This window comes from Pseudomonas sp. ZL2, assembly GCF_054788455.1.
Genome location: NZ_JBGOGX010000002.1, coordinates 1 through 19104 on the forward strand (window position 1 = coordinate 1; position 19104 = coordinate 19104).

The 19104-nt window shown below is 64.6% G+C and carries 16 protein-coding genes and 1 tRNA gene; 12 read left to right on the top strand and 5 right to left on the bottom strand.

The genetic code is table 11. From position 1 onward, the window contains the following. The first annotated feature begins 1 nt into the window (after window position 1). Both ABM562_RS01380 and ABM562_RS01385 read left to right on the top strand, forming a co-directional pair. A tRNA-Asp gene (locus ABM562_RS01380) sits at window positions 2–78 on the top strand. A gap of 217 nt (window positions 79–295) precedes the next feature. Further along, the gene (locus ABM562_RS01385; RefSeq protein WP_166675662.1) at window positions 296–1045 is read left to right on the top strand and encodes an SDR family oxidoreductase; all 750 of its coding nucleotides are present in this window, start codon (window positions 296–298) and stop codon (window positions 1043–1045) included. 8 nt (window positions 1046–1053) lie between these two features. On the opposite strand, the gene ABM562_RS01390 is transcribed toward ABM562_RS01385, so the two are convergent. Further along, the gene (locus ABM562_RS01390; RefSeq protein ID WP_460420551.1) at window positions 1054–2607 is read right to left on the bottom strand and encodes a methyl-accepting chemotaxis protein; all 1554 of its coding nucleotides are present in this window, start codon (window positions 2605–2607) and stop codon (window positions 1054–1056) included. Between the two features lie 271 nt (window positions 2608–2878). On the opposite strand from ABM562_RS01390, the gene ABM562_RS01395 reads away from it, so the two are divergent. Continuing rightward, complete coding sequence (locus ABM562_RS01395) at window positions 2879–3751, top strand: DUF2242 domain-containing protein (protein ID WP_038994202.1); 873 nt, start codon at window positions 2879–2881, stop codon at window positions 3749–3751. A 203-nt stretch (window positions 3752–3954) separates the two neighbouring features. Here ABM562_RS01395 and ABM562_RS01400 read toward each other — a convergent pair whose 3' ends face one another. Further along, the gene (locus tag ABM562_RS01400; RefSeq protein WP_460420553.1) at window positions 3955–4995 is read right to left on the bottom strand and encodes an AraC family transcriptional regulator; all 1041 of its coding nucleotides are present in this window, start codon (window positions 4993–4995) and stop codon (window positions 3955–3957) included. 3 nt (window positions 4996–4998) lie between these two features. After that, the gene (locus tag ABM562_RS01405; protein WP_460420554.1) at window positions 4999–6120 is read right to left on the bottom strand and encodes a nitrilase-related carbon-nitrogen hydrolase; all 1122 of its coding nucleotides are present in this window, start codon (window positions 6118–6120) and stop codon (window positions 4999–5001) included. A gap of 193 nt (window positions 6121–6313) precedes the next feature. On the opposite strand from ABM562_RS01405, the gene ABM562_RS01410 reads away from it, so the two are divergent. Both ABM562_RS01410 and ABM562_RS01415 read left to right on the top strand, forming a co-directional pair. Continuing rightward, window positions 6314–8350: an oxidoreductase gene (locus tag ABM562_RS01410; protein WP_460420556.1), complete on the top strand. Its 2037-nt coding sequence runs from the start codon at window positions 6314–6316 to the stop codon at window positions 8348–8350. A gap of 78 nt (window positions 8351–8428) precedes the next feature. Continuing rightward, window positions 8429–9328 carry a 1-aminocyclopropane-1-carboxylate deaminase/D-cysteine desulfhydrase gene (locus ABM562_RS01415; RefSeq protein WP_233673665.1) on the top strand — a complete coding sequence of 300 codons (900 nt, stop codon included), beginning with the start codon at window positions 8429–8431 and terminating at the stop codon, window positions 9326–9328. Here ABM562_RS01415 and ABM562_RS01420 read toward each other — a convergent pair. Continuing rightward, window positions 9325–9873, bottom strand: a complete 549-nt coding sequence (locus ABM562_RS01420; protein ID WP_460420558.1) for a cytochrome b — start codon at window positions 9871–9873, stop codon at window positions 9325–9327. The genes ABM562_RS01415 and ABM562_RS01420 overlap by 4 nt on opposite strands. Before the next feature lie 172 nt (window positions 9874–10045). On the opposite strand from ABM562_RS01420, the gene ABM562_RS01425 reads away from it, so the two are divergent. After that, window positions 10046–11332 carry an arsenic transporter gene (locus ABM562_RS01425; protein ID WP_346617925.1) on the top strand — a complete coding sequence of 429 codons (1287 nt, stop codon included), beginning with the start codon at window positions 10046–10048 and terminating at the stop codon, window positions 11330–11332. Between the two features lie 89 nt (window positions 11333–11421). Here ABM562_RS01425 and ABM562_RS01430 read toward each other — a convergent pair whose 3' ends face one another. Next, on the bottom strand, window positions 11422–12366 hold the full coding sequence (locus ABM562_RS01430; RefSeq protein ID WP_346617122.1) for a DUF1853 family protein: 945 nt from the start codon (window positions 12364–12366) through the stop codon (window positions 11422–11424). A 133-nt stretch (window positions 12367–12499) separates the two neighbouring features. Between ABM562_RS01430 and ABM562_RS01435 the strand changes: the two genes are divergently transcribed. From ABM562_RS01435 to pepN, 6 genes are read left to right on the top strand one after another with little or no spacing between them, the layout of a single operon-like run. Then, window positions 12500–13390, top strand: coding sequence for an NAD(+) kinase (locus ABM562_RS01435; protein WP_010223281.1), 891 nt, complete (start codon window positions 12500–12502; stop codon window positions 13388–13390). After that, window positions 13387–14361, top strand: coding sequence for a metallophosphoesterase (locus tag ABM562_RS01440; protein ID WP_177414843.1), 975 nt, complete (start codon window positions 13387–13389; stop codon window positions 14359–14361). The genes ABM562_RS01435 and ABM562_RS01440 overlap by 4 nt, the downstream gene beginning before the upstream one ends. Continuing rightward, window positions 14358–15230, top strand: a complete 873-nt coding sequence (locus tag ABM562_RS01445) for a rhomboid family intramembrane serine protease (RefSeq protein WP_134061837.1) — start codon at window positions 14358–14360, stop codon at window positions 15228–15230. The genes ABM562_RS01440 and ABM562_RS01445 overlap by 4 nt, the downstream gene beginning before the upstream one ends. 14 nt (window positions 15231–15244) lie before the next feature. Further along, complete coding sequence (locus ABM562_RS01450; protein ID WP_115086002.1) at window positions 15245–15505, top strand: YeaC family protein; 261 nt, start codon at window positions 15245–15247, stop codon at window positions 15503–15505. Beyond that, a complete protein-coding gene (locus ABM562_RS01455; protein ID WP_115086003.1) occupies window positions 15502–16332 on the top strand; it encodes a DUF2797 domain-containing protein in 831 nt (276 codons plus the stop codon). The genes ABM562_RS01450 and ABM562_RS01455 overlap by 4 nt, the downstream gene beginning before the upstream one ends. Window positions 16333–16347: 15 nt before the next feature. Then, window positions 16348–19005 carry an aminopeptidase N gene (gene pepN, locus ABM562_RS01460; RefSeq protein WP_460420561.1) on the top strand — a complete coding sequence of 886 codons (2658 nt, stop codon included), beginning with the start codon at window positions 16348–16350 and terminating at the stop codon, window positions 19003–19005. Window positions 19006–19104 lie beyond the last annotated feature (99 nt).

Genomic DNA, 19104 nt, shown 5'->3' on the forward strand with positions numbered 1-19104 from the left:
CGCAGCGGTAGTTCAGTCGGTTAGAATACCGGCCTGTCACGCCGGGGGTCGCGGGTTCGAGTCCCGTCCGCTGCGCCATATCGAAGTAACAAAGAAAGCGACCTGCGGGTCGCTTTTTTTGTGCCTGAATTTCGGCACTGTGGTGTGGCCATCGCCGGCAAGGCCGGCTCCCACAGGAGCGCGGTGTACACAAAACTTGTGGGAGCTGGCCTTGCCAGCGACGAGGCCTACTTGGTCTACATCCAGTCCTCACAACCGCTATGCTAGAGCCTCCAGTCTTCCACTGAGGTTCAGGATGAACAATCTTCAAGACTCGATCGCGGTGATCACCGGCGCCGGACGCGGCCTGGGTGCAGCCCTGGCCATCTCCCTGGCTGACGCCGGTTGCAAAGTGGTGCTCTGTGGCCGCAATGAGGCGGCCCTGGCACACGTCGCCGCCACCATCGAAACCCGCACAGGCCAACTGCCGATCACTGTTCAGGTCGACCTGGCCGACAGCGCCAGCGTAACCCGCGCGACGCAAACCATCAGCCAGCGCTTCCCCACCGTCGACCTGCTGATCAACAACGGTGCCATGTGGCTGGAACAGAACGAGCAGGGCTACTCGCCTGAGGACGTCCACGGCGTGATCAACGCCGCGGTCACCGGCACCTTCCTCTTCACCCAGGGCCTGCTGCCTTCCCTGCGCCGTTCCCAGCGCCCGGACATCGTCACCATAGGCTCGATCAGCGCCTTGCCCAATGCCGCCTTGCAGAGCGTCTCAGTGCCGTTCTACGCCGCCAAGCACGCCCAGCGAGCCTTGGCCGAGGGCTTGCGTCAACAACTGGCCGGCACGCCGATCCGTTCGCTGTGCGTGCACCCGCCCTACCTGGACGATATCTCCCCGACCGAACCTGCCTGGGAGGCGGCCGCCCAGCGCCGGAAGGGCGAGCGCGGCACCAACCGTGACGTGGTCGAGGCCGTGCTGTTTGCCGTGACCCGGCCGCGGCATGTGAGCCTGTCGTCGATCGTTATCGATAGCGATGACGGCGGTCTGTTCGGCTGATCTGGCCGTCAAACCCTGAAGCGCGCCACCAGCTGTTGCAGTTCGCTGCCCAGGCGCGCCAGCTCCACCGACGAGGCCGCGGTCTGCTGCGAAGCGGTTGACGACTGTTCAGCCACGTCACGCACGCTGAGCACGCTGCGGTTGATCGATTCGGCGACGCTGCTTTGCTGTTCGGCAGCGGTGGCGATCTGCAGGTTCATGCTCTGGATGCTGGTCACGGTCTGGGTGATGGCCTGCAGTTCGATACCGGCCTGATTGGCCAACGCTACCGTGCCGCCGACCTGCTGCTGGTTGGCGTGCATCATTTCGGCAGCCTTCTGCGCGCCCTGTTGCAAGGACACGATCAGCGTCTCGATCTGCGCTGTCGACTGCTGGGTACGCTGGGCCAGCCCGCGTACCTCGTCGGCCACCACGGCAAAACCGCGGCCGGCCTCGCCAGCGCGCGCTGCTTCAATGGCGGCGTTGAGGGCCAGCAGGTTGGTCTGCTCGGCAATGGCGTTGATCACCGTCATTACCGTGCCGATACGCTCGCTTTCTTCCGACAATTGACTGACCGCACTGGCCGAGTTGCCGATGTCATCGGCCAACTGGCCAATCTGGCTCAGGGCCTGTTGCACCACGCGATTGCCCTGTTTGGCCTGGCTGTCGGCCTGGCGCGTGGCTTCGCTGGCTTCTTCGGCATTGCGCGCGACTTCCTGCACGGTAGCGACCATCTCGCTCATCGCCGTGGCCACCTGGTCGGTCTCGACCTTCTGGCTGGTGATGCCGGCGCTGGTCTGTTCGGTGATGGTCGACAGCTCTTCGGCGGCGGTCGACAGCTGGCGGGTGACATGCCCGGCCTGGCCGAGCATTTCCCGTAGGTTGTTGCCGCTTTGCGCCAGGGCTTGCAACAACTGGCCGAATTCGTCGCGGCGGGGTTCGCTGGCGGTGTTGGTCAGGTCGCCTTCGCCAATGCGCCGGGCAATTTCCACGGCCTGGCGCAGCGGTTGGGTGACCTGACGGATGATCAGCGCGCTGATCAGCACGCCCAGCACCAGGGCGGCGAACAGCAGGCTGAGCATCAAGCTGCGGCTGTTGCTCGACTCCTCGGTGCTCTTCTGGTTTTGCAGGGTGATCAGCTGGTTGATCGCTTCAAGGCCCCGATGGACGTTTTCCAGCAGTTGGTCGTGCAGCTTGGTCTGCAGCAGGGTGCCTCCGGTGGCCGCTTTCAGTTGTTCGAACTGCTCCAGGTATTGCTTGAGGTCGTCGCCAGTGGCTGTGAGCAAGCGCTGCGAATCGGCATCGGGCAACGCGGCGAGGTTTTCCTCGACCAACTGTGTGGCCTGTTGATGGGCCTTGGTCAGCTGGCTGGCGAAGGTGGCGTCGCGCCGTTGCTCGAAGCTCAGTTGGGCGGCGCGCATTTCATTGAGGTTGTCGAGGATGTAATTGACCGACACCAGGCGGTCGGCCCGTTGGGTCAGGGTGTTCAGGCTGTTGATGGCGGTAAGGGCCAGCAGCGCCATCAACACCAGGATGGGCGCAAAACCGAGCAACAGCTTGATTTTCACGGAGAGGTTTTTCACCGAGGTAACTCCTGTCGACCTGTATGGATGGGGTGGTGGCTAGTTGCCAGCGTAGCCGTAGAATGTGCCAGGCAATAGTCGGATGGATCCGATCAACAGGTAGGGCTTGGTCGAAGTTGCTGTGGGCTTATCGACCAATGGTCAAACCCCGGCGTTAGGGGCGGTAGCTGGCGCCTTGCATGAATTTTCTGCGGTGATTGGCAGGCTATGGTTTCAGCATTCCGCCGATGTGTTGCACAATAGGCACCGACCGTTTTCCTCAGGATTTGCAATGTCAAAGTCAACCGTCTGCAGTGCGCTCGGGCTGGCCCTTGTGCTGGCGGGTGTTTCCGGCTGTTCTTCGAAGAAAGCTGCCATCTACGAACACGAGAATTTCGCCGACTCGGGCACCTTCTCGCGCAGCTTTCCGGTGAGTGAAGCCGGTACCTGCGAAGCGGCGCGCCGTGCCTTGCTCAGCCAGGGCTACATCATCACCAGCAGCGACGCTGGCCAGGTCAATGGCAACAAGAGCTTCCAGCAGACCGGCGATTCGCACCTGCAGATCAGCTTCAATGTGGTCTGCGCCCCTGACAGCGGCGACGAGCAGCGCTCGACCATGTTCGCCAACGCCCTGCAGGACCGCTACGCGCTGAAAAAATCCAACACCTCGGCCAGCCTCGGCGTGGGTGTGCTGGGTTCGGTGTCGATGCCGATCGGTTCCAGCGATGATTCGATGGTCAAGGTCGCCAGCGAGACCGTGACGTCGGCCAAGTTCTACGAGCGTTACTTCGCTCTGGTCGAAAGCTTCCTGCCCAAGGAAAACAAGAAAAAGGCCGACCCCAAGCCTGCGGCCAAGCCGGCAGTGGAGTTGGGTGTGCCGGAAACTGCGCCGGTAGCGCCACCGGCCGCCCTGGCCCCCACGCCGGCCGAAGCGCCTGCGCCAGCGGCTCCGGCGTCTGCCGTGCCGGTCAGCGAACCTGCGCCGGCCCCGGCTGCCGAGGCGCCCGCCGCGCCAGTGGTGGATGACAGCAACGGCTCGAAGCCGGTACCGCCACCGGCAGAAGCTGCGCCGATCAGCGTCCAGGACAGCAGCACGCCGGCCGAGCCGACCCCGAGCATCGCCCCGGCAGCACCGGCCAGCAGCAGCGGGCAGGCGCCGCTGTAAATTCTGAAGTCCCTGCTACGTTGTTTTGATAAGCGTCATTGTCATTTTTCTTTCATCACGGCACTTTAGGCTCGTTGACGAATCAATGACATGAATGTGAAACGACGGAGCAGATGATGGACGACTATCAAGAAGAACTACTCGAATACCGCGCCATTGAGCTCGACCCGGTCGAGCCCGCCGAAGACGCTACCGAGCTGTAATCAGCCGGTACGCCGCTGGCTGCGGCGAAACTCCCCCGGAGTGATACCGTTCCAGCGCTTGAACGCGCGCTGAAAGGCCTCTGCCGAGGCAAACCCGAGCAAATAGGCGATCTCGCCAAAGGCCAGCTCCGTGTCGCGGATGTAGGTCATGGCCAGGTCGCGCCGGGTATCGTTGAGGATGGCGCGAAACTGCGTGCCTTCCTCGGCCAGCTTGCGCCGCAGGGTCCAGGTCGGCAGTTGCAGATGCCTGGCCACTTCCTCCAGATCCGGTTCCCGTCCGCCGTTCAGCAACGGCCCCAGCAGGTGCGCGATGCGCTCGCCCAGGCTGCGTATCCGTGTGCGCTGTTCAAGCTCCGCCTCACACAGTTGCAGCAGGTGCTGCCAGGTGCTCGGGCAGTGCGCCGGGTTGCGCAGGGCAAGGTTGGCGCGGCTCAGGCGCAGCTGGTTGGTGGGCGCGCCGAACTGTACCGGGTTGCTGCTCAAGGCTTGGTAGTGGGCGGCGTAGGCGGGCGCCTCGAACTCGATCTCGACCCGTTCCGCCAGCAGGACCACCCCTGCCAGGCTCGACAACTGCGCCAGCCAGCCGGCCAATAGTGAATCCACTACAAAGCGGTTGTAGGCGTTGTACGGGCTGATCGAGTAGAAGCGCAGCCAGGCGCCGCCGCTGTCCTCATGAAAGCTTGAGTGCCCGCGGTAGTTGGCCGCATACAGGGGCTCGAAGCGCAGCAAGGTGCGCGCCGCTTCGCCGACTGTTGGCGCTTGCGCTGCGGTGACGCCGGCCAGGCCGGCCTGGCCGAGGCGGCTGATGTGGCCCATGTGCAGCCCGAGGGCCAGATCGCCGGTCAGCTCGATGGCGGCATGGCCCAGGTGCATATAGCGCGGGATCGACAGGCGCGCGCCCGGTTCAGCCAGGCGTGCCGGGTCCAGCCCGTAGCGGGTGAGCAGGGGCCCGGGATCGATCCCGCGTTGTTGCAGGGTTTCGCTCAGCGGCTGGATAAAACCGACCGACAGATCGCCCAAGCGCACACGCGGGCTGTTCATGCCTTAGAGCCAGACGTTCAACAGGCGCGCACCCGGGCTGGCAGTGCCGCCCAGGTTCACTCCGTTGAGCTGGGCAAAGCCCTGGCCATCGGCGGCCTGGTCCCAGAAGCGCCCGCGCAGGAACACGCTCATGCTGCTGACCTTGGCGGCGTTGGCGTTCAGGGTCAGGCGCTGCCAGGCGTCGCGTTCGCTCACTTGACCAGGCTTGAGCGCCAGCGACGAGGCCAGCGGCTGATGGCGGTTGCCGCGCCATGGCGCGTTCCAGCTGTTGAGGCCGCTGAGGAACACCGGGTTGGCGACGATCTGGGCGAACTGGTTGACCAGTTGCTGCTGGTTGCTCGGGTACCAGCTGTCGCTGCCGATCAACACGCCGAGACGCCCGGCCGGGGTTTGCAATACTTGTGGCGGCTGGTCGGTGCCGCTGCTGATAAAGCGCCGCACTTCACTGTCCGGGTGCTGCTGGCGTTGTGGCTGGCCGAGTACCGAACCATCGCTGGCAAATACCAGGCTGGCGTTGTACAGGGCGCCGGAGCCGATCCGCAGGGTGCCGCGCTCGACATAGGGTTCAGGTAGCACGATGGAACCCGCCACCAGGGTCACGCCGAACTCCTTGGCCAGGCCGCCGAACAGCTGCTGGTAGTCCTCGGCCATCTGCCCGGCCTTCATTCGCAGGTGGGCATCGGCGCGGCGGTCGTCACCTTCGGCGCCAAGCATGGCCAGGCCATAACGCAGCGGGTTGCTCAGCTCCAGCCACTGCAGGGCTTCGCGGCGCTCAGTGACCTGGTACAGCTCGTTTTTCTCGCCACGGGCCCACAGCCAGGTGCCGATGTGTTCCGGCAGGATAACGATGGTCTTGGCGTTGATCAGGCCCTGGGCGCGGGCATGTTCAAGGTAGGCGGCCAGCTTGCGATGCAGGCGCTGCAGGCTCTGGTAGTCACCGGGGAACAGTTGCGGCTCGACGCCCAGCAGGTTGCCGTGATCGGCCGGCACGCCTTCGCTCAGGGCCAGCTCGATGCGCAGGTCCGACAGGTAGTGCCCGGCCGGGCGCTGTTCGGTCCAGAACCCGTAGCCACTCAGGGCGGCAATGACAACCAGCGCCAGGGCGCTCAACAGAAGTTTTCGCATGAAACGCAATAGAGCCGACAAGGGATTCGGCCCCTAGGGTAGACCTCGGGTGCAGTAGGATCAATAACTTGTCACTTTCGGTCATTGAGCCGCGCCCGCTGGCTCTTTAATGTCGGCCTCAGATAACTGACGGGCCCCGCCAGCCTTGGCGAGGCGCCCGCATTCCGTGATTACGCCTGTTGTGGAGTTGACTATGGCCGCCGCTCAATACCCGCATTTGCTCGCCCCGCTGGACCTGGGTTTCACCACCTTGCGCAACCGCACGCTGATGGGCTCGATGCACACCGGCCTTGAAGAGAAGCCCGGCGGTTTCGAGCGCATGGCGGCCTACTTTGCCGAGCGCGCCCGTGGCGGCGTCGGCCTGATGGTGACCGGCGGCATCGGCCCGAACGTGGAGGGCGGGGTGTATTCCGGCGCTGCCAAGCTGAGCACGCCGGAAGAAGCCGATAAACACCGCATCGTGACCAAAGCGGTGCATGAGGCCGGTGGCAAGATCTGCATGCAGATCCTCCACGCCGGTCGCTATGCCTACAGCCCGAAATCGGTAGCGCCGAGCGCCATCCAGGCGCCGATCAACCCGTTCAAGCCGCGCGAGCTGGATGAAGAGGGCATCGAGAAGCAGATCCAGGACTTCGTCACCTGCTCGCTGCTGGCGCAAAGCGCCGAGTACGACGGCATCGAGATCATGGGGTCGGAAGGCTACTTCATCAACCAGTTCCTCGCCGCCCACACCAACCAGCGCACCGACCGCTGGGGTGGCAGCTATGAGAACCGTATGCGCCTGGCGGTGGAAATCGTCCGTCGTGTGCGGGAAGCGGTAGGGCCGAACTTCATCATCATCTTCCGCCTGTCGATGCTCGACCTGGTCGAGGGCGGCAGCAGCTGGGAAGAGATCGTGCAGCTGGCCAAGGCCGTGGAGCAGGCCGGCGCGACCCTTATCAACACCGGTATCGGTTGGCACGAAGCGCGGATCCCGACCATCGCCACCAAGGTGCCGCGCGCGGCGTTCAGCAAGGTCACCGCCAAGCTGCGCGGTGCGGTGCAGATCCCGCTGATCACCACCAATCGCATCAACACCCCGGAAGTCGCCGAGCAGATCCTTGCCGAGGGCGATGCCGACATGGTCTCGATGGCGCGGCCGTTCCTCGCTGACCCGGAGTTCGTCAACAAGGCCGCCGCCGGGCGTGGCGACGAGATCAACACCTGTATCGGCTGCAACCAGGCCTGCCTGGATCACACCTTCGGCGGCAAGCTGACCAGTTGCCTGGTCAACCCGCGCGCCTGCCATGAAACCGAGCTCAATTACCTGCCAGTCACCCAGGTCAAGCGCATCGCCGTGGTGGGCGCCGGTCCCGCTGGCCTGGCGGCCGCCACCGTTGCGGCCGAGCGCGGCCATGAAGTGACCCTGTTCGATTCGGCCAGCGAGATCGGCGGTCAGTTCAACGTGGCCAAGCGCGTGCCAGGCAAAGAGGAGTTCTATGAAACCCTGCGCTACTTCAAACGTAAGTTGCAGACCACTGGCGTCGAGCTGTGCCTGAACACCCGCGTCGATGCCGAGCAACTGGCGGCGGGCGGCTTTGACGAGATCATCCTCGCCACCGGGATCGCTCCGCGTTTGCCGGCCATCCCCGGCATCGAGCACGCCAAGGTGCTGAACTACCTGGATGTGCTGCTGCAGCGCCAGCCGGTAGGGCAGAAGGTCGCGGTGATCGGTGCCGGCGGTATCGGCTTTGACGTCTCCGAGTACCTGGTGCACCAGGGCGTGGCCACCAGCCAGGACCGCGAGGCGTTCTGGAAGGAGTGGGGCATCGATACCCAGCTTGAAGCCCGCGGCGGCGTAGCCGGGATCAAGGCCGAACCCCATGCGCCGGCGCGTCAGGTGTTCCTCCTGCAGCGCAAAAAGACCAAGGTCGGCGATGGCCTGGGCAAGACCACCGGCTGGATTCACCGCACGGGCCTGAAGAACAAGCAGGTGCAGATGCTCAACAGTGTCGAGTACCTGAACATCGACGATGCCGGCCTGCACATCCGCATCGCCGAGGGCGAGCCGCAGGTGCTGCCGGTGGATAACATCGTCATCTGCGCCGGCCAGGACCCGCTGCGCGAACTGCAGGACGGCCTGGTCGCCGCCGGCCAGTCGGTGCACCTGATCGGTGGCGCCGATGTCGCCGCCGAGCTGGATGCCAAGCGCGCCATCAACCAGGGTTCGCGCCTGGCCGCCGAGCTCTGATTGGCGCAGCGCGGCGGGCCGCCGGGCCCGTCGCGCTGTTACACTGCGCGGCCCTGGCAGCCCTGTTGTGCCCCGCCCATGATCGGCAGATTCGACGACCTTCCCCTCGCACCCCTGCAACCCTTGCCCCTGAGCTGGCTACGCGCCCATGGCGTCGAGCTGGCGGTGTTGCGCCTGGACCTGATCGACCCGCTGATCAGCGGCAACAAGTGGTTCAAGCTGCTCGAACACCTGCGCCTCGCCCAGGCCCAAGGTGCGCCCGGGGTGATCAGCCTCGGCGGCGCCCATTCCAATCACCTGCATGCCCTGGCGGCGGCCGGCAAGCGCTTTGGTTTTGCCACCGCTGGCCTGTTGCGTGGCCATGCCCAGGACACAGCGACCGTGCGCGACCTGCAGGCCTTCGGCATGCAGCTGCATTGGTTGGGGTATGGCGGTTATCGCGAGCGTCATCAGCCGGGTTTCTGGCAGCCCTGGCAGGCGCTGTATCCAGGCTGGCAATGTGTGGCCGAAGGTGGGGGCGGGCCCTTGGGCGCCAAGGGCTGCGCCTTGATTGTCGAGCAGGCGCAAGCGCAATTGGCGGCGCTGGGCTGGGCGGATTATCACGGCTGGTGGCTGGCGGCCGGTACCGGTACCACCCTGGCCGGGCTGGTGTTGGCGGAAGCAGGCAGGCACGAGGTCCATGGCGCATTGGCCGTGCCGCTGGATCATGGCGTGCCCGAGGCTGTGCAAGCGCTGGTCGGCAAGGGCGGTTACCGCTTGCATGAGGCCTGCCGTGGCGGCTTTGCCAAGGTCGATGACGGGCTGTTGGCCTTTATGGCCGACTGCGAATCTGAAACTGGCATGCCGCTGGAACCGCTGTACACCGCCAAGGCCTTGCTGGCGCTGCGCCGGGAAGTCGAAGCCGGGGCCTTTGCCGCCGGCACCCGGCTGATCTTCCTGCACAGCGGCGGCCTGCAGGGCCGCCGCGGTTTTGCCTAGTTGTTGCGCGGCAGCATGCGCAACAAGGTGTTGTCGCGCTGCACGTAGTGATGGAACAGGCCGGCCACGGCATGCAGGCCGATCAGCCAGTAGCCCCAGGTGCCGATGCGCTCGTGCCAGCCCTTGATGAACTTGGCCAGGTCCGGGTCCGGGGCGTCCAGCGCCGGCAGCTCGAAACCGTAGAACGGGATCGGCTTGTTGGCGGCGCTGAGCAGCAGCCAGCCGGCCAGCGGCAGGCCGATCATCAGCAGGTACAGGGCCAGGTGCATCAGGTGCGCCAGGCCTGTCTGCCAGGCCGGTGGCGCCGGAATGATCGGCGGGGTCGGGCGACCCAGGCGCAGGGCCAGGCGCAGCCAGACCAGCACGAACACGCTCAGGCCGAGCATGAAGTGCAGGTCTTTCATCAAGGCGCGTTCGGCGCTGTCCTTGGGAAACATCCCGCGCAGTTCGATAAAGGCGTAGACCGCCGCCAGCAGCACCAGCATCAGCCAGTGCAGGGCTATCGACAGGCCGCTGTAGCGGGCCTGGTTTTGGCTCAGAGTCATGGGTGTTCCTCATCATCAGGTCGAAGTCCGCGCTCTTCTGGCGCAGTCAGCTAACTGTAACCGCTTGCCAGCCGGTTACCCGGGCATTGCAGCAGAAATTCATCACGGCAACCTTGATCTGTCGCTAGAATCCGGCGCTTGTACCCACTCTAATCTGCAAGGCTTGTACTTCATGCTGATGGCATCACTGATTTTCCTGCTGACCATTACCCTGGTGATCTGGCAGCCCCGAGGCCTTGGCGTCGGCTGGAGTGCCACGGGCGGGGCGCTGCTGGCCTTGCTTTGCGGGGTGGTGCAGTGGAGCGATATCCCGGTGGTCTGGCAGATCATCTGGAACGCTACCGGTACTTTCATCGCCCTGATCATCATCAGCCTGTTGCTCGATGCCGCCGGCTTCTTCGCCTGGGCGGCGCTGCACGTGGCACGCTGGGGGCGCGGCAGTGGCCGGCGGTTGTTCTGCTACATCGTGCTGCTGGGGGCGCTGGTGTCGGCGCTGTTCGCCAATGATGGTGCGGCGCTGATCCTTACCCCGATCGTGGTGGCCATGCTCCTGGCCCTGCGCTTCAGCCCGGCGGCGACCCTGGCGTTCGTCATGGCCGCAGGCTTCATTGCCGACACGGCCAGCTTGCCGCTGGTGGTGTCGAACCTGGTCAACATCGTCTCTGCCGACTTCTTCGGCATCGGCTTCAACCGCTATGCGGCGGTGATGGTGCCGGTCAACCTGGTCGCCGTGGCGGCGACCCTGGCGGTGCTGTTGTGGTACTTCCGTCGGGACATCCCGGCTGACTATGATCCGCTGCAACTGGATGCGCCGCGCAGCGTGGTGCAGGACCCGGCGACTTTTGTCGCCGGCTGGCTGGTGTTGTTGATCCTGCTCCTGGGTTGCTTTGCCCTGGAGCCGCTGGGCATTCCGATCAGCGCGATTTCGGCGGTGTGTGCACTGGTGTTGCTGCTGGTGGCGGCACGCGGGCACAAAATCTCCACGCGCAAGGTGCTCAAGGAGGCGCCCTGGCATATCGTGGTGTTCTCCTTGGGGATGTACCTGGTGGTCTACGGCCTGCGCAATGCCGGGCTGACCGACTACCTGGCCGGCTGGCTCGACGGTTTTGCCGCGGGCGGGGTGTGGGGCGCGGCGCTGGGCACCGGGCTGCTGACCGCGGTGCTGTCGTCGATCATGAACAACCTGCCGACGGTGCTGATCGGCGCCTTGTCGATCGACGCCAGTTCTGCCACGGGTGTGGTCAAGGAGGCGATGATCTATGCCAACGTGATCGGCAGCGACCTGGGGCCGAAGATCACCCCGATCGGCAGCCTGGCGACGCTTTTGTGGTTGCATGTGCTGGAGCGCAAGGGGGTGAAGATTGGCTGGGGGTATTACTTCAAGGTCGGGATTGTGCTGACGGTGCCGGTGTTGTTGCTGACCTTGGTGGCGCTGGCGCTGCGGTTGACTGTGGTTTAGGGCTGGCTTCATCGCCGGCAAGGCCGGCTCCCACAACCTGTGGGAGCTGGCCTTGCCGGCGATCGCCTGCGCAGCAGGCGCAAAACCCGTCACCCTGGCAGGTTCGGCCATAAGTCCGAGACCAGAAACAACCGCTCGGCTTCCTCCCACTCGCCACGCTCACCCGCGACCAGCCGCACCAGCAACTGCGCTGGCGCCAGCGGGTCCAGCGCCTGCAACCAGGTCTCGAAGCGCTGCACCGACCAGCAGTCCTGCACCGGGTAACAGGCCGGCGCCAGCCAGGCATGGCGCGGCAACGGCTGCCAGCGACCGGGCGCACTCTGGGCACGGAACGCTGCCCAGTCACGCTGGTGCAACCAGCGCCCACGCAGATGCTGCGGATTCGCTCCTTGCGGCGGTTGCGCCTGCCCCGGCCAGGGATAAAGCAGGTAACCGCCCAGCCACAACTGTGCACTGAACTGCTCGATCTCCAGCGCCGCCAGCGCTTCGCGGCTTTCGCTGCGGGCCGAAATCGGCAGTTGATGCTCGGCCAGGTGCGCAAGCTTGCGGTCCAGGCGGTCGTGACAACCGGGCCCCAGCCACTGCGCCGGGTTATCGCCATTGCCGCTTTGCGGTCCCAGGTACAGCTTGATCGCCAGCTCCAGGTGGTGCACGCCGTCGCTGTCGCGCAGCAGCAGGTCCAGCTCGCCGAGGGTATGCCCGCCGTTGCGGATCGGCAGGTTGGCGGCCAGCAGAGTCACTCCGGGGGCATGCTGGAGGACGAACTGCCATAGACGTTCGTAGTACAGCCCCAGGCGCCGGGTGCTGGCCTGGGCCAGCCAGTGCAGCAGGGCGTGGCTGTCGCGGTCTTGCTCGAGCAGCCACTGGCGCAGTTGTTCAGGCTCGGCCACCCAGCGGCTGGCCGCCAGCGGATGACGCTGCGGCCACGGCGTATCGCGCAGCATCGGCGGCGCAAGAATGACCCAAGCCAGGTCGCGCACCTGGGGCTGGTGCAACTGGCAGGGCAGGTCGGTCAGGCTGGGGAACGGGTTCATTCAGCGAGCATAGCCGCTCAGCCTGTGCGCTTGCTGAATTTCTCCGGGGTTTGCCGCTGCCCGGCGCTTTCGCCCATAATCGAACTCTTTGGCGAGCATCGCCTTTTTACCCGCCGCAGAGCCCTGGAGCCCCATGGAGCAATTTCGCAATATCGGTATCATCGGACGGCTGGGCAGCTCCCAGGTGCTCGATACCATTCGCCGACTGAAAAAATTCCTGCTGGAGCGGCATCTGCACGTCATCCTCGAGGACACCATCGCCGAAGTCCTGCCCGGCCATGGCCTGCAGACCTCGACCCGCAAGCTGCTGGGTGAAGTGTGCGACCTGGTGATCGTCGTCGGTGGCGACGGCAGCCTGCTCGGCGCCGCCCGCGCCCTGGCCCGGCATAATATTCCGGTGCTGGGCATCAACCGCGGCAGCCTGGGCTTTCTGACCGACATTCGCCCCGATGAGCTTGAAGTCAAAGTCGCCGAGGTGCTCGACGGCCACTACCTGGTGGAAAACCGCTTCCTGCTGCAGGCCGAAGTCCGTCGTCACGCCGAAGCCATCGGCCAGGGCGACGCCCTCAACGATGTGGTGCTGCACCCGGGCAAGTCGACGCGGATGATCGAGTTCGAGATCTACATCGATGGCCAGTTCGTCTGCAGCCAGAAAGCCGACGGCCTGATCGTCGCCACCCCGACCGGCTCGACCGCCTACGCGCTGTCGGCGGGCGGGCCGATCATGCACCCCAAGCTCGACGCCATCGTCATCGTGCCGATGTACCCGCACACCCTGTCCGGGCGGCCGATCGTGGTCGACGGCAACAGCGAGCTGAAAATCGTCGTGTCCAAGGACCTGCAGATCTACCCGCAGATTTCCTGTGACGGCCAGAACCATTTCACCTGCGCCCCCGGCGATACCATCACGGTGAACAAGAAGCCGCAGAAGCTGCGTCTGATCCACCCGCTGGATCACAATTACTATGAGGTCTGCCGGACCAAGCTCGGCTGGGGCAGCCGCCTGGGTGGTGGAGGCGAGTGATGCTCGATCCCGCTCGCAGTTTCGACCTGATCGGTGACGTGCACGGTTGTGCACACACCCTCGAACGGCTGCTCGACGCCCTTGGCTACAAGCGCCAGGGCGGCGTCTGGCGTCATCCGTCGCGCCAGGCGCTGTTTCTGGGCGACATCATCGACCGTGGCCCGCGGATTCGCGAAGCGCTGCACATCGTCCATGACATGGTCGATGCTGGCCAGGCCTACTGCATCATGGGCAACCACGAGTACAACGCCCTGGGCTGGAACACTCCGGCCCTGCCCGAGAGCGGCAAGCACTACGTGCGCGAGCACACTCCGCGCCACGGGCGGCTGATCTACGAGACCCTGACCCAGTTCGAACAGCATCCGGGCGACTGGCATGATTTTCTCGAGTGGTTCTACGAGCTACCGCTGTTCATCGACGCCGGGCGGTTCCGCCTGGTGCACGCCTGCTGGGACGCGCGCCTGATCGACCCGCTGCGCCAGCAATACCCGGACGGGCGTATCGACGAGCATTTCATCCAGGCCTCGGCCGTGCCGGAAAGCTTTGCCGCCACGGTCTGCAACCGCCTGTTGCGCGGTACCGACATGCGCCTGCCGGACGGCCTGACCCTGACCGGTGGCGACGGCCTGACCCGCGCGTTTTTCCGCACCAAGTTCTGGGAAGAAGACCCGCAGACCTACGGCGATATCGTCTTCCAGCCCGATGCCTTGCCCGAGCAGGTGGCCAACGCGCCGCTCAGCCACAGCCAGAAGAACGCCTTGCTGCGCTACAGCGAGGACGAACCGATGCTGTTCGTCGGGCATTACTGGCGCAGCGGCAAACCGGCGCCGATCCGCGCCAACCTGGCCTGCCTGGACTACAGTGCGGTGCTGTACGGCAAACTGGTCGCTTACCGCCTGGATGCTGAAACCCGCATCGACCCGCGCAAGTTCGTCTGGGTCGATGTCGACCGGCCGGAGGCCAGCCAATGACTGCAGTAGTGGTATTACGCATGCCGTTGAGTACCGATCTCAGCGGCTTTGTCGGCCTGTTGCGGCGCCTGCAGGTGCCGCACCGGGTCAGCGAGGAGGGCGGCGACCAGGTGTTGTGGGTGGCCGAGAACCTCGCCGAAGACGTGCGCCAGCTGTACCAGCGCTTCCCCGAGGGCAATGCCGAGTTCGAACTGCCGGCCGACACCGCCTTGGCCGCACCGGCGCGGCCGAGCATCGGCGAGCAGTTGCGCGCCAGCAAGGCGACGGCGGCGATCCTGCTGCTGTGCCTGATCGTCGCCGGCCTCACCGGCCTTGGCGACAACTTCGCCACCTTGAGCTGGCTGACCTTCCTCGATTTTCGCGTGCAGGGCGACTACCTGTATTTCACCCCGCTGGCCGCCAGCCTTGCCGATGGCCAGTGGTGGCGCCTGTTCACGCCGATGCTGGTGCATTTCGGCATCCTCCACCTGGCCATGAACGGCCTCTGGTACTGGGAACTGGGCCGGCGCATCGAGCTGCGCCAGGGCCCGTGGAACCTGCTCGGCATGACCCTGCTGTTCAGCCTGGTGTCCAACGCCGCCCAGTACCTGTTTGGCGGCCCGAGCCTGTTCGGCGGCCTGTCGGGGGTGCTCTACGGCTTGCTCGGACACATCTGGCTGTACCAGTGGCTGGCGCCCAACCCGGTGTATCGCATGCCGCGTGGCGTGCTGGTGATGATGCTGGTCTGGCTGCTGCTGTGCCTGTCCGGTTTGATCAGCCTGCTCGGCTTCGGCCAGATCGCCAACGCTGCCCATGTCGGCGGGCTGTTGGTCGGTTGCCTGAGCGGGCTCTTGGGCGGGGCGCTGGCCCGGCGTAAACTGACTGCTTGATTTTGGGAGACGCTATGTCCACTTTTGCGCAAATGATCGAAAACATCACCCCGGAAATCTACGAAAGCCTGAAACTGGCCGTGGAACTGGGTAAATGGGCAGACGGGCGCAAGCTCACCACCGAGCAGAAAGAGCTGTCGCTGCAGGCGGTGATCGCCTGGGAACTGCAGAATCTGCCCGAAGAAGAGCGTACCGGCTACATGGGCCCGCAGGAATGCAGCTCGAAGTCGGCACCGGTGCCGAACCTTCTGTTCAAGTCGGATGCGATCCATTGATCGAACTCGGCCGCGGCTCCATCAGTAAAATGTCGGCGCGTCTCGATGCGCCGGTGGTGCAGTACGCTTTTCGCCTGGGCGAGCAGGAAGTGCCGGTCAACCCCTTGATCGGCAAGACCGTGCGCCTGGAATACCTCGGTGCCATCCATTGCAGCCACTGCGGGCGCAAGACCAAGACCAGTTTCAGCCAGGGTTACTGCTACCCGTGCATGACCAAGCTTGCACAGTGCGACGTGTGCATCATGGCCCCGGAAAAATGCCACTACGATCAGGGCACCTGCCGCGAACCCTCGTGGGGCGAGCAGTTCTGCATGACCGATCATGTGGTGTACCTGGCCAACTCCTCGGGCATCAAGGTCGGCATTACCCGCGCGACCCAGTTGCCAACGCGCTGGCTCGACCAGGGTGCCAGCCAGGCGCTGCCGATCGTGCGGGTTGCCACCCGCCAGCAATCGGGGCTGGTCGAAGACCTGTTCCGCAGTCAGGTCGCCGACCGTACCAACTGGCGCGCCTTGCTCAAGGGCGATGCCGAGGCGGTCGACCTGCTGGCCGTGCGCCAGCAACTGTTCGACAGCTGCGCCGAGGGCTTCAGTGCCTTGCAGGCGCGCTTCGGCCTGCAGGCGATCCAGCCGCTGACTGACGCCGAGGTCCTGGAAATCCGCTACCCGGTCGAGGCCTACCCGAGCAAGATCGTCAGCTTCAACCTGGACAAGAATCCCGTGGCTGAAGGCACGCTGCTGGGCATCAAGGGCCAGTACCTGATCTTCGACACCGGCGTGATCAATATTCGCAAATACACGGCGTACCAGCTCGCCGTGCATCAGTAAAAAAAGGACTGCCACATGCGTACCGAACAGCCGCAAGTGATCTACCTCAAGGACTATCAGGCCCCCGAGTACCTGATTGACGAGACGCACCTGACCTTCGAACTGTTCGAGGACCACAGCCTGGTCCACGCGCAGCTGGTCATGCGCCGCAACCCGGCCCGCGGCGCCGGCCTGCCGCCGCTGGTGCTCGACGGCCAGCAGCTGGAGCTGCTCAGCGTCGCCCTGGACGACCAGGTGCTGAACGCAGGCGCCTACCAGCTCGACGACAGCCACCTGACCGTGCAGCCGACGGCGGCGACCTTCACCCTCGACACCAGCGTGAAGATCCACCCCGAGCGCAACACCGCCCTCGAAGGCCTGTACAAGTCCGGCAGCATGTTCTGCACCCAGTGCGAGGCCGAGGGTTTTCGCAAGATCACCTACTACCTCGACCGCCCGGACGTGATGAGCAAGTTCACCACCACGGTGATCGCCGAGCAGCATCGCTACCCGGTGCTGCTGTCCAACGGCAACCCGGTCGGTACGGGCCCGCAGGAAGACGGCCGGCACTGGGCGACCTGGGAAGACCCGTTCATGAAACCGGCCTACCTGTTCGCCCTGGTCGCCGGCGACCTGTGGTGCGTCGAAGACAAGTTCACCCGCCAGTCGGGCCGCGACGTGACCCTGCGCATCTATGTCGAGCCGGAAAACATCGACAAGTGCCAGCACGCCATGACCAGCCTGAAGAAGTCCATGCGCTGGGACGAAGAAGTCTATGGCCGCGAGTACGACCTGGACATCTTCATGATCGTCGCGGTCAACGACTTCAACATGGGCGCCATGGAAAACAAGGGCCTGAACATCTTCAACTCCAGCTGCGTGCTGGCCCGCGCCGAAACCGCGACCGACGCCGCCCACCAGCGGGTCGAGGCGGTGGTCGCCCACGAGTACTTCCACAACTGGTCGGGCAACCGCGTGACCTGCCGCGACTGGTTCCAGCTGTCGCTCAAGGAAGGTTTCACGGTGTTCCGTGACTCCGAGTTCAGTGCCGACATGAACTCGCGCACGGTCAAGCGCATCGAGGACGTCGCCTACCTGCGCACCCACCAGTTCGCCGAAGATGCCGGCCCCATGGCCCACGCCGTGCGCCCCGACAGCTTCATCGAGATTTCCAACTTCTACACCCTGACCGTGTACGAGAAGGGCTCGGAAGTGGTGCGCATGGTTCGCACCCTGCTTGGTGCCGAGGGTTTTCGCAAAGGCAGCGACCTGTACTTCGAGCGCCATGATGGCCAGGCCGTAACCTGCGACGACTTCATCAAGGCCATGGAAGACGCCAACGGCGTCGACCTGACCCAGTTCAAGCGCTGGTACAGCCAAGCCGGCACGCCGCGCCTGGCGGTCAGCGAGGCTTACGACAGCGCTGCACAGACCTACAGCCTGACCTTCCGTCAGAGCTGCCCGGCAACCCCGGACAAGGTCGAGAAGAAGCCGTTCGTGATCCCGGTGGAACTGGGCCTGCTCGATGCCCAGGGCAATGACCTCGCCCTGCGCCTGCAAGGTGAAGCGGCAGCAGACGGCACCTCGCGGGTGTTGTCGGTAACCGAAGCCGAGCAGACCTTCACCTTCGAGGGCATCGCCGCCAAGCCGCTGCCATCGCTACTGCGTGGTTTCAGCGCACCGGTCAAGCTGAGCTTCCCCTATGACCGTGACCAGCTGATGTTCCTCATGAAGCACGACAGTGATGGTTTCAACCGCTGGGAAGCGGGGCAGCAACTGTCGGTGCAGGTCTTGCAGGAGTTGATTGCCCAGCACCAACAGGGCGCCAGGCTGGTTCTTGATCAGCGCCTGGTGACCGCGTTGGGCACGGTGTTGGCCAACGAGCAACTGGACCAGGCCATGGTTGCCGAAATGCTCTCGTTGCCAAGTGAGGCCTACCTCACCGAAATCAGCGAAGTGGCCGACGTCGATGCCATCCACGCCGCTCGCGAGTTTGCCCGCAAGCAGATCGCCGATCAGCTGTTCGACGCCCTGAGTGCGCGCTATCAGGCCAACCGCGCGGTTTCGCGTGGCACCGAGTATGTTGCCGAGGCCGAGCACTTTGCCCGTCGCAGCCTGCAGAACATCGTGTTGTCGTACCTGATGCTCAGTGCCAAGCCTGACGTGCTGGCGGCGACCCTGGAGCAGTTCGACGCCTGTGACAACATGACCGAGCGCCTTACCGCCCTGGCCGTGCTGGTCAACTCGCCGTTCGAGGCCGAACGGGCCAAGGCCCTGGAAGGCTTTGCCGAGCACTTCAAGGACAATCCGCTGGTCATGGATCAATGGTTCAGCGTGCAGGCGGCCAGCACCCTGCCGGGCGGCCTGGCACGGGTCAAGGCGCTGATGCAGCACCCGGCCTTCACCATGAAGAACCCGAACAAGGTCCGCGCCCTGATCGGTGCCTTTGCCGGGCAGAACCTGGTCAACTTCCATGCGGCCGATGGTTCGGGTTATCGCTTCCTGGCGGACCTGGTGATCGAGCTCAACGCGCTCAACCCGCAGATCGCTTCGCGCCAATTGGCGCCGCTGACCCGCTGGCGCAAATACGACAGCGCGCGTCAGGCGCTGATGAAAGGTGAGCTGGAGCGCATTCTGGCATCGGGTTCGTTGTCCAGCGATGTGTATGAAGTCGTGAGCAAAAGTCTGGCCTGATGGCCTCATCGCGGGTCAAGCCCGCTCCCACAGGGAACTGCATGTACCGACCCTGTGGGAGCTGGCTTGCCAGCGATTGCTTCCCCGCAAATCCTGCGC